This window comes from Streptomyces sp. NPDC005898, from assembly GCF_040629635.1.
Lineage (GTDB): Bacteria > Actinomycetota > Actinomycetes > Streptomycetales > Streptomycetaceae > Streptomyces.
This window is the reverse complement of the sequence record NZ_JBEXWC010000011.1, coordinates 247,179-257,688: the sequence shown is the minus strand read 5'-3', so window position 1 is coordinate 257,688 and position 10,510 is coordinate 247,179. Positions and strand designations below refer to the sequence as shown.

The following is a 10,510-nucleotide window of genomic DNA, read 5'->3' as shown; positions in this document are numbered from 1 at the left end:
GTTGGGGTGGTGTTTTTGTTTTTTTTGGGTGTGGGGGGGGGGGGGGGGGGGGGGGGGGGGGGGGCCCGGGCCCCCCCCCCGGGGGGGGCCCGCCGCTACGGTGGGGGCCGGTTAGTCAGCCCAGGGGAGGGAGAGCGCCGTGTCGCTCACGGTTGTCGGTCTGGCCCGTTTTCCGGTGAAGTCGATGCTGGGGGAGGACCACGAGCGCCTCGACCTCGACGCGCGCGGCGTCGTCGGCGACCGGCTGTGGGCCCTTCGGTTCGCGGACGGCAAACTGGGCAGCGGCAAGAACAGCCGGCGCTTCCGCCGCGTCGCGGACCTCATGAAGTACCGCGCGGTGTACGACGCCGACGGCGCCCCCGTCGTCACGGCCCCGGACGGCACGACGCTGCGCCCCGGCGACCCCCGGGTCCCCGAACTCTTCGGCGAGGGCGTCGAGCTGGTGCGCGAGGGCGAGGCCGGCCACCAGGACGCCGCCGGGGTCTCCCTCGTCGGCACCGCCTCGCTGCGCGCGATCGGCGACCTGCTCGGGGACGCCGACCCCCTCGACGCACGGCGGTTGCGCAAGAACATCGTGGTCGAGACGGACGAACCCTGGATCGAGGAGAGCTGGGTGGGCGGCGAGATCACCCTCGGCGACGGCTCGGGGGAGCCGCTGCGGCTGCGCGTGGACGCACGCGTCAAGCGCTGCGTCATGGTCACCCAGGCCCAGCACGGACTGCCCGCCGACGAACGCGTCCTGAAGACCCTCGCCGAGGCCCGCGGCATGTGCGCGGGCGTGTACGCCGAGGTCCTCACCCCCGCCCCACTCGCCCTCGGCGCGAAGGTGGCCGCCCGGTGAACCGCCGTACGACCTCCGCGCTGCTCGCGCTGGCCGCCGTCCCCGCGCTGCTCACCGGCTGCGGGTCCGGCGTCGGGGAGGGCGGCGGGGGCGCCGCGGGGCCGGACGCCGGGGCGGGCTCCGCGCTGGCCGCCGTCGACACGCTCACCGTCAAGGGCCGGGCGCCGAAGACCGGGTACGACCGGAGCCGGTTCGGCAGCGCGTGGGCCGACACGGACTCCAACGGCTGCCCGACCCGGGACGACATACTCAAGCGGGACCTGAAGGACGTCGTGTACCGGGGGAAGGACTGCCAGGTCGCCGCCGGCAAGCTCGCACCGGACCCCTACACCGGCCGGGAGGTGACGTTCCGGCGCGGTCGAAGCCAGGTCGACATCGACCATCTGGTGGCGCTGTCGGACGCCTGGCAGAAGGGCGCGGCCCGCTGGGAGCCGAGCAAGCGCATCGCCTTCGCCAACGACCCGCTGAACCTCCTCGCCGTCGACGCGGGCCCCAACCGCGGCAAGGGCGACGGCGACACGGCGACCTGGCTGCCGCCGAACAAGGCCTACCGCTGCACGTACGTGGCCGGCCAGGTCGGGGTGAAGAAGAAGTACGGGGTGTGGGTGACGGCGGCCGAGCGGGACGCGATGAAGAAGGTGCTGTCCACCTGCCCCGACAAGAAGCTGCCGACCGGTCCGGCCCCGACGACGGCCCCGAACCGCTTCCACGCCCGCTGACGGCGACACCGCCGGTGACGGGCCGCGGGCCCTACGGCATGGGCCTTACAGCTTGTCGAGGTCGAGGACGTCACCGGTGGGCGGGGTCGCCTTCACCGGCTTGTCGTAGTCGGTGAACTGCAGGGTGTCGACCTTGCCGCCCTTGTGCGTGTCGATCCGCAGCAGGTAGGGCTTGCCCTCGGTGGCGACGTAGAGGGTGTACTTCTCCTTGCCGTCGGTCTCCGTGAGCTTGATGGCGGGGGTGCCGTCGACCTTGGTCGTCCCGCCCCTGCGGGCGTCGGAGCTGACGTCCTTGAAGTCGGCGAGGACGACGTCGAGGTCGCAGAACGCGGCGATCTCCTTCGCGTCGTCGCTGGTCGCCTTCGTCTTCACCCAGTGGTCCGCGAGCATGTCCACCGAGGCCTGCACGTCGGCCTTGGGCTCCCCCTTGCTCTGCGCGCGGAGGAACTTCTCGTCGTACTTCATGTACACGGTCTTGCCCGGGACGATCAGTTCGACCGTGCCCTCCTTGTTCATGCCCATGGTGCCCGCGCACTTGCCCTTGGTGTCCATGGCCATGTCCAGCGAGATCAGGCCGGCCTCGCCGTCCGGGACGTCGCCCTTGATCCGCAGGGACGTGGCGCCCGAGGTCGCCTTGACGGCCTTGTCGGCGATCTCGCCGCCGGACAGCCCGGCGAAGGGGCCCTTCGGGGCGTCGGCCTTGTCGTTCTCGCTGCCGCAGGCCGTGAGGCCCGCCGTGGCGGCGGTGGCGAGGCAGACGGCGGCGATCGCGGTACGGCGCAGACGCGGGTGGTGACGCATGGGAGTTCCCCCCGGGGAAGTCGGTTGATGGAGACATCACAACAGATTCGTGTGAACAGAGTCAACACGGTGTCGTGGGGGCCAGTGGTTAACAGCCGTGAAACCGTCCGTGCCGGTGATCGGCTGGGTATGCTCGACGGCGCGCGACTGACCCCGCGCGACGAGGGGAGCTGCTGGATGAAGCCGCGGGACGACGCGACCGAGGTGACCGCCGCCGGGATCGCCCGGCTGGCCGGGGTGGGCCGCGCCGCCGTCAGCAACTGGCGCCGTCGGCACGGGGACTTCCCCAAACCCGTCGGCGGCACGGAGACCAGCCCCTCCTTCGCCCTCGCCGACGTCGAGCGGTGGCTGCGCGCCCAGGGCAAGCTCGTCCAGGTCCCCCTGCGCGAACGCGTCTGGCAGCAACTCGCCGGACACCCCGCCGGGCCCGTCACCGCGCTCCTGCACACCGGCTGCGCCCTGCTCCTGATCCGCGACAGACCGCCCGCCTGGCTCGCCCTCGCCGCCGTGTCCGACGAACGGCTGGCGCGGCTGCTGCCCGGCGAACTCGAAGACGTCGTCACCGCGCGCCTGGGGACCCGCCGCGAACGGGCGGTCCGCGTCCCCGGCCCGACCGAACTCCTGCCCTCCGCACCGCTGTTGCGCGCCGTCGCCGAACTCGCCGCCGAACTGGGCGCCCAGCAGACCTACGAGTTCCTGCTGGGCCGGCAGACCGACGCCAACCCCCGCCAGTACACCCTCACGCCCCCGGGCCCCGCCGCCCTCATGGCCGAACTCGCCGGCCCCGCCCCCACCGTCCTCGACCCCGCCTGCGGCACCGGCGCCCTGCTGCGCGCCGTGCCCCAGCGCCCCGGCCGGCACCTGTACGGGCAGGACAGCGCGCCCGAACTCGCCGCCCTCACCGCCCTGCGCCTCGCCCTGCACTCCGATGCGAGCGTGCGCACCATGGCCGCCGACACCCTGCGCGCCGACGCCTACGACGACCGCAGGGCCGACGCCGTGCTCTGCCACCCCCCGTTCAACGACCGCAACTGGGGCCACGACGAACTGGCCTACGACGCCCGCTGGGAGTACGGCTTCCCGGCCCGCGCCGAGTCCGAACTGGCCTGGGTCCAGCACGCCTTGGCCCGCCTCGTCGACGGCGGCACCGCCGTCCTGCTGATGCCGCCCGCCGTCGCCTCCCGCCGCTCGGGCCGCCGCATCCGCGCCGACCTGCTGCGCCGCGGCGCCCTGCGCGCGGTCATCGCGCTGCCCGCCGGCGCGGCCCCCCCGTACAACCTCCCCCTGCACATCTGGGTGCTGCGCAGACCCGGCCCCGCCACGCGGCCCGCGCCCGAGCTGCTGCTCGTGGAGGCCGCCGGGGTCCTCGCCGCCGACGGCCGCGACAGACAGCCCTGGTCCGCCGTGCGGGACGCCGTGCTCGACGCCTGGCACCACTTCGACCGGCACGGCACCGCCGAGGAGCGGCCCGGCCTCGCCCGCTCGGTGCCGGTGCTCGAACTCCTCGACGACGAGGTCGACCTGGCCCCCGCCCGCCGGCTGCCGCCCGCCACCACCGGCGGCGACGCCCCGGAGCTGGCGAGCGTGCGGGAGAGCCTCGGCGAGGCCCTGCGCCGCGCCGCCGACCTCACCCCGCCCCTCGCGCCGAAGGAGCCCGCGGGCACCCCGCACCCCCCGGTGACCACCGTCGGCGAACTGGCCCGCGCGGGAGCCCTCACCCTGCACACCGGCACCGGCGCGGGAAGCGCCGGCACGCCCGTGCTCACCGACCACGACGTCCTGACCGGCGGCGCGCCCTCCGGGGCCGCCCTCGACGGCACGCCGGACGACACGGTCGTGCGCACAGAGCCCGGCGACGTCGTGGTCCCCGTCTTCGGCGGCGGCGCCGCGGCCCTCGTCGTCGACGAGGCCACCGCGGGCGCGGCGCTCGGCCGCGGCCTCACCCTGCTGCGCCCCGACCCGGCCGCCCTCGACCCGTGGTTCCTCGCGGGCTTCCTGCGCGGCACCGCGGGCCACCGCCGCGCCAGCAGCTACGCCTCCACCGCCGCCCGGCTCGACGTGCGCCGCCTCCAGCTGCCCCGGCTGCCGCTCGCCGGGCAGCGCGCGTACAGCGAGCGGTTCCGCGAACTGGCCGCCTTCGAGGACGCGCTGCGCCTGGTGGGCCGGCTCGGGGAGCGGCTGGTGCGCGGCATGCACGACGGCCTGACGGAGGACGCGCTGCCACCGGAGTGAGGCCCCGCCCGCCCCGTCCGCGTGAGCAGTACGGCAACGGTTCGGTACCACCCGGGACCGCTTCCCGGAGTCGGCCTATACGCTCGATCCGCGTTCGTTCGTCCTTCGGTCAGTCACCAGGAGCAGCCATGCACGGCCACGGCTACGCGCCGCAGCAGCCACCGCCCCCGGCGGGGGGTTCGCAGTTGACGCTGCGCGTGATGTTCGTCGTGCTCGCCGTCATGACCTGCGGCCTGCTCGCGTGGGCGCCGCTGCTGCGGCTCGCGATCGTGACCCGCAAGGCGCACGACTGGGGCGTCTTCGCCCTCGCGACGGCACTCGACGTCACCGCGCTCGTGCTGATCGGCGTGGACCCCGGCGAGGACGAGTTCCAGGGTCCGGGCAACGCGGGCATGATCGTCCTGCTCTGCACGCTGATGGCCGCCGTCGCCTACTACCTCTTCGCGGAGATACGCCACTTCGGCCGCCTCCGGCAGCCGGCCTTCACCGGCTACGCGCCGCCCTTGGCCCAGCCCGCGTACGGCTACCCGCAGGCACCGCCCCTCCAGGACACCCCGCCCCCGACCGTGCCCCCCGCGCCCGTCCGCATCCACCAGGTCCGCGCCGAGCTGGACGAGCTCAGCGACTACCTGCGCAAGCAGCAGGGCGGCCACTGACCGTGACGCAGGGGACAGGGCCCGGCGGCCGCGTGGTCGCGGGACGCTACGAACTCTCCACGCTCATCGGCCAGGGCGGCATGGGCCAGGTCTGGACGGCCTACGACCAGCGCCTGGACCGCCGGGTCGCCGTGAAGCTGCTGCGCCCCGACCGGGTCGCGGGCGCCGAGGCCGAGGAGCTGCGCCGCCGCTTCGTGCGCGAGTGCCGCGTCACCGCGCAGGTCGACCACCCCGGCCTCGTCACCGTGCACGACGCGGGCAGCGAACCCTCCGAGGACGGGGCGCTCTTCCTCGTCATGCAGTACGTCGACGGCGCGGACCTCGGCGACCACCTCGCCGAACACGACCCCTACCCCTGGCAGTGGACGGTCGCCGTCGCCGCGCAGCTGTGCGCCGTGCTGTCCGCCGTGCACGCGGTGCCGATCGTGCACCGGGACCTCAAGCCGCGGAACGTGATGGTCAAACAGGACGGCACGATCAGCGTCCTGGACCTCGGCATCGCCTCCGTCATGGACACCGACACCACCCGCCTCACCCACACCGGCTCACCGATCGGCAGCCCCGCGTACATGGCGCCCGAGCAGGCGATGGGCGGCGCCGTCGGCCCGTACACCGACCTCTACGCGCTCGGCGTCCTCATGCACGAACTCCTCAGCGGTGAGGTGCCGTTCGCCGGCTCCACCGCCCTCGGCGTGCTGCACCGCCACCTCTACGAGCCGCCGCTGCCCGTGCGCCGGCTGCGCCCCGAGGTGCCCGAGGCACTGGAGGCCCTGGTCCTGCGGCTGCTCGCCAAGGACCCCCAGCACCGGCCCGGCAGCGCCCAGCAGGTCTACGAGGAACTGGTGCCGCTGCTGCCCGCCCGCGGCACTCCCTCGGGCCGCCCCCTCGACCCCACCCGGCCCTTCCTGCGCCCGCACGCGCCCTGGCCGGACCGTGCCGCGACGCCCGCGCCCACCCCCGGCATACCGCCGCGGCCGCCCGGCGCGCCGCCGCGCCAGGACGTCGTCCGGGCCGTCGAGGACGTCAAGCGGCTCCTCGGCCAGGGCCACATCACCCAGGCCGTCGACATCCTCGGCGCGATCCTGCCGGCCGCGGCCGCCGAACACGGCGAGCACTCACCCGTCGTACGCACACTGCGCAAGCAGTACGCCGCCACGCTCATGGACGACGGCCAGTACCGCCGCGCCCTGCCCGAGCTGCGGCGCCTGGCCGACGAGCGGGCCGCCGAGTCGGGCCACGCCGACCCGCACTCGCTCCAGTTCCGCTACGAGGCCGCGCAGTGCCTGGAGCAGCTGGGCGAACCGGCCGCGGCCCTCGCCGAGTACCGCGCGCTGCTCCCCTACTACGAGAACCAGTACGCGACGGACGACCGGCGCCAGTCCCTGGAGATCCGCCGCCGCATGGGCCAGCTGCTGCTGGCGCTCGGCGACCGGGCCGCCGCCCACGACACGCTGGCCCGGCTGCTGCACGACGCGGAGCTGCTGCACGGCCCGGCCCACCCCTTCCCGGCGGAGATCCGCCGCACCCTCCAGTGGCTCGGACAGGTGCGCGGCTAAGGCGTGACGCGAACCGAGCCGTGGCGTCGTCAGTCCGTCGCGGTGCGGCGGGCGTAGGCGCGGGCGGCGCGGGCGCGGTCGCCGCAGCGGGTGGAGCACCACTGGCGGCGGCCGTGCTTGAGCAGGAAGCGGTTGCAGGGCGGGGAGGCGCAGGCGGTCAGCCGGGCGGCCTCGGGGCCGGTGAGCAGGTCGGCCGCGTCGGTGGCGAGGGCGGCCAGGGCGTGTTCGACGATCGCGGTGGTGGGGTGGGGGGCGGCCCGGCGGGGGCCGGTCCTCTCGTCCCACAGCAGCAAGGACGCGGTGGGGACGCGCGTCATCGCGTCGTTGATCGCCGTGACGGCGGCAGGCAGGGCGGGCAGGCCGGCGACGCGGGCGGCCAGGAGTGACCTGACCTGTTCGCGCAGGGAGCGCAGCTGCGACGCGCACATGTCCGCCAGGCCGGCGTCGGCCGGGGCGAGGCCGCGCCGCGCCAGCCACCGCTCGGCCCGCGCCGGGCTGCCCAGGAGGTCGGCCGTGTGCCCGCCGGGCAGGGCGACGGCGCTGTTGGCCAGGGCCAGGGCGGGGTGTTCCGCCTCGCCCGGTGCCGCCGGGAGGGCGGCTTCTTCCCGCACGCTTTCTTCCACGCTTCTCATGGTACGGGTTGCGTTCATCCGTGAGGCGTGCCTACAGTCATCTCACGGTTAACACGCCATCTATCCGTGAGGAATCCTCTCGTGTCTTCCCCGACCCCGCAGCGCGCCCCGTTCCCCGTCCGCGTCTTCGGCGGCCCGACCGCCCTCTTCGACTACGGCGGCCTGCGCTTTCTCGCCGACCCGACCTTCGACGGCCCCGGCGAGCACCCGGCACCGGCCGTCACGCTGACCAAGACGGCGGGGCCCGACGGCAGCCCGGCCGACCTCGGCCGCGTCGACGTGGTCCTGCTCTCGCACGACGAGCACGCCGACAACCTCGACACCTCCGGCCGGGCCCTGCTCGCCGACGTCCCGCTGACCCTCACCACCCCCGGCGGCGGGGAGCGTCTCGGGGCGCGGGCCACCGGCCTCGCCGACTGGCAGTCGATCGAGCTGGAGCGCCGGGACGGCGGGCCCGGCACGGTCACCGTGACCGGCGTGCCCGCCATCCACGGCCCCGGCGCACGCGAGGACGTCGAGCCGATCGCCGGCGAGGTCGTCGGTTTCGTGCTGACCGGCGAGGGCCTGCCCACCGTCTACGTCAGCGGCGACAACGCCTCCCTCGACGCGGTCGAGGACATCGCCGAGCGCTTCGCCCCGGTGGACACGGCCCTGCTCTTCGCCGGCGCGCCCCGCTTCCCCGGCCTCTTCGGCGGCGAGGTGATCGTCCTGGACAGCGCCCAGGCCGCCCGGGCCGCGAAGCTCCTCGACGCCGGCCGCGTGGTCCCCGTCCACTACGACAGCTGGGCCCACTTCACCGAGGGCCGCGACGAACTGGCCACCGCCTTCGCCGCCGCCGGTCTCGCCGACCGCGTCGACTTCGGCGTCCGCGGCTGACCCCACCCGCGCGGGGCCCGTACCGCCGGAGGCCCGCACCACCACGACCGACCCGGACCGCGGCCTCGTCGGGCGCGGTGTGGACCCTCCCGGCGCGCCAAGTGGACCGCGAACCGACGGAGCAGGGCGCCGCGTGATGACAACTGCGGCCGAAGGGTGCCTCGGAGCCCGGGAAATCGTTGGGCGAATAGCTGTCGAATAGCTGGCCGAGAAGACGGTCACTGCCTACCATCGATCACCGCAAGACTTTGTGCACCGCCGCACAATCTCCACCGGGAGGCCCACCTTGCACCGCCGCACCGCGCTCGTCCTCGCCACCGCCGCGCTCGCCGCGACCCCCCTCCTCACCGCCTGCGGCAGCGAGGCGCACCCCGGCGCCGCGGCCGTCGTCGGCGGTCACCGCATCACGGTCGCGCAGCTGGAGAGCCGGGTGAACGAGGTGCGCGACGCGCAGCGGGCCGCCACCCCGGACGACGCGCAGTACGCGCAGACCATCGCCAAGTCCGGCGGCTTCACCCGCGACACGCTGAACACGATGGTCCTCGACAAGGTCCTGCACCGCGCCGCCACCGACGCCGGGGTCCGGGTCACGCGCCGCGACATCCAGACCATGCGGGCGGACCTGGAGAAGCAGGCGGGCGGCAGGAAGGCCCTGGAGCAGGGGTGGCTCCAGCAGTACGGCGTCGCCCCCGCCCGCCTCGACGACAACCTCCGCACGGAGATCGAGGCCCAGAAGCTCGCCAAGAGCCTCGGCGCCGACATGAACTCCCCGAAGGGTCAGGCCCTCTTCTGGAAGGCCCTGACCCAGGCCTCCAAGAAGCTCGACATCGACCTCAACCCCCGGTACGGCACGTGGGACGTCGACAAGAACAGGCGCGCGGACGCCAGGACACCGTGGGTGCGCCAGGTCACCGGGTCCGGGGCGCCCGCCGGGGACCGCGAGGCGTAGCCGCCGGCCGGCCGTCGACCGGGTTGTGCCCGCCGGACGCCCGAGGGTTACGTTCGTCCGGTGAACGACACCACCGCCGCGGCCGCCGGCCGAGTCATCCTGCTGACCACCAGCCACCGCGTCGCCCCCGGCCTCCTGTCGTGGCCCGCCTGGCAGGCGCTGCACGGGGCCGACGAGGTGCTCTGCGCCGACGCCGGGCACCCCCAGCTGCCGTACCTGCGGGAGGCGGGCGTGGCCGTGACGCAGGCCTCGCCCACCGCCGAGGACCTGGTGGCCGCCTGCGCGGGCGGCCGCACGGTCCTGGTCGTCGCCACCGCCGAGGGCGAGCGGCCCCTCACCGACGGCCTGGCCCGCCTCGCCGGCTCCGGCCGCGTCGCGATGCCCGAGCTGGAACTGCTCCCCGCCTCCTACGACCTGCCCGGCGCGCGCCTGCTCGACCTGGTCCAGGTCATGGACCAGATCCGCGACGAGTGCCCGTGGTCCTCGCGGCAGACGCACGAGGGCCTGGCGAAGTACGCGATCGAGGAGGCGTACGAACTGGTCGAGGCGATCGAGGACGGCGACCGCGAGGAGCTGCGCGAGGAACTCGGCGACGTACTGCTCCAGGTGGTCTTCCACGCCCGTATCGCCGAGGACGACGCGCAGGAGCCGTTCTCCGTGGACGACGTGGCGGCGGGCATCGTGGAGAAGCTGATCCACCGCCACCCGCACGTCTTCGGCGACGACGCGGCGGACACCCCCGAGGACGTCAAGGCGCACTGGCTGCGCACCAAGGCCGAGGAGAAGCAGCGCACCTCCCTCACCGAGGGCATCCCCCTGGCCCAGCCCTCCCTGGCCCTGGCCGCGAAACTGGCCTCACGCGTACGAACGGCGGGCCTGAACGTCCCGCTCCCCCCGGGCGAGGACATGGGCCACCAACTCCTGACCCTGGCCCTGACCGCCGAAGCACAAGGAATCGACCCGGAGGAGGCCCTCCGCAAGACGACCCGAGCTTACCGAGACGCAGTAAGAGCAGCAGAAACCGCAACCTCATAACCCCCAAGGGGGCAGGGCGAAGCCCGCCCCCCGGGGGCGCGGGGAACGGCGCGAGCAACCACAGCGAACCCGCACCTACGGAAAGGCCCGCCGCAGGCGAGGAAAGGCGGGCGCAGCCGCGCCTCCTGGGGGCGCGGGGAACGGCGCGAGCAACCAAAAGCACACCCGCACGCACGGAAAGGCCCGCCGCAGGCGAAATGGGGCGGCGAAGCC

At 74.5% G+C, this 10,510-nt stretch carries 10 protein-coding genes; 8 read left to right on the top strand and 2 right to left on the bottom strand.

Translation table 11 applies throughout. The features are described from left to right. The first annotated feature begins 139 nt into the window (after positions 1 to 139). Complete coding sequence (locus tag ABZ385_RS17915; RefSeq protein WP_358699702.1) at positions 140 to 841, top strand: MOSC N-terminal beta barrel domain-containing protein; 702 nt, start codon at positions 140 to 142, stop codon at positions 839 to 841. Positions 842 to 870: 29 nt separating this feature from the next. Beyond that, on the top strand, positions 871 to 1,560 hold the full coding sequence (locus ABZ385_RS17910) for an HNH endonuclease family protein (protein ID WP_358912104.1): 690 nt from the start codon (positions 871 to 873) through the stop codon (positions 1,558 to 1,560). A gap of 45 nt (positions 1,561 to 1,605) precedes the next feature. Here the strand turns inward: ABZ385_RS17910 and ABZ385_RS17905 are convergent, their stop codons facing one another. Beyond that, positions 1,606 to 2,343 carry a hypothetical protein gene (locus ABZ385_RS17905; RefSeq protein ID WP_358586859.1) on the bottom strand — a complete coding sequence of 246 codons (738 nt, stop codon included), beginning with the start codon at positions 2,341 to 2,343 and terminating at the stop codon, positions 1,606 to 1,608. Positions 2,344 to 2,538: 195 nt separating this feature from the next. Here ABZ385_RS17905 and ABZ385_RS17900 point away from each other — a divergent pair, with 195 nt between their 5' ends. The 3 genes from ABZ385_RS17900 to ABZ385_RS17890 all read left to right on the top strand — a co-directional run bounded on the left by ABZ385_RS17900 (position 2,539) and on the right by ABZ385_RS17890 (position 6,805). Beyond that, complete coding sequence (locus ABZ385_RS17900) at positions 2,539 to 4,593, top strand: N-6 DNA methylase (RefSeq protein ID WP_358912092.1); 2,055 nt, start codon at positions 2,539 to 2,541, stop codon at positions 4,591 to 4,593. 128 nt (positions 4,594 to 4,721) lie between these two features. After that, a complete protein-coding gene (locus tag ABZ385_RS17895; RefSeq protein WP_358586842.1) occupies positions 4,722 to 5,249 on the top strand; it encodes a hypothetical protein in 528 nt (175 codons plus the stop codon). Between the two features lie 32 nt (positions 5,250 to 5,281). Beyond that, positions 5,282 to 6,805 (top strand): serine/threonine-protein kinase, encoded by a 1,524-nt coding sequence (locus ABZ385_RS17890; RefSeq protein WP_358586858.1) that lies wholly within the window; start codon positions 5,282 to 5,284, stop codon positions 6,803 to 6,805. A gap of 29 nt (positions 6,806 to 6,834) precedes the next feature. Here the strand turns inward: ABZ385_RS17890 and ABZ385_RS17885 are convergent, their stop codons facing one another. Beyond that, positions 6,835 to 7,437, bottom strand: a complete 603-nt coding sequence (locus ABZ385_RS17885) for an ABATE domain-containing protein (protein WP_358912090.1) — start codon at positions 7,435 to 7,437, stop codon at positions 6,835 to 6,837. 81 nt (positions 7,438 to 7,518) lie between these two features. On the opposite strand from ABZ385_RS17885, the gene ABZ385_RS17880 reads away from it, so the two are divergent. The 3 genes from ABZ385_RS17880 to ABZ385_RS17870 all read left to right on the top strand — a co-directional run bounded on the left by ABZ385_RS17880 (position 7,519) and on the right by ABZ385_RS17870 (position 10,297). Continuing rightward, positions 7,519 to 8,313, top strand: a complete 795-nt coding sequence (locus ABZ385_RS17880; RefSeq protein ID WP_358912088.1) for an MBL fold metallo-hydrolase — start codon at positions 7,519 to 7,521, stop codon at positions 8,311 to 8,313. A gap of 286 nt (positions 8,314 to 8,599) precedes the next feature. Then, the gene (locus tag ABZ385_RS17875; RefSeq protein ID WP_358586840.1) at positions 8,600 to 9,262 is read left to right on the top strand and encodes a SurA N-terminal domain-containing protein; all 663 of its coding nucleotides are present in this window, start codon (positions 8,600 to 8,602) and stop codon (positions 9,260 to 9,262) included. 60 nt (positions 9,263 to 9,322) lie between these two features. After that, the gene (locus ABZ385_RS17870) at positions 9,323 to 10,297 is read left to right on the top strand and encodes a nucleoside triphosphate pyrophosphohydrolase (RefSeq protein ID WP_358912087.1); all 975 of its coding nucleotides are present in this window, start codon (positions 9,323 to 9,325) and stop codon (positions 10,295 to 10,297) included. Positions 10,298 to 10,510 lie beyond the last annotated feature (213 nt).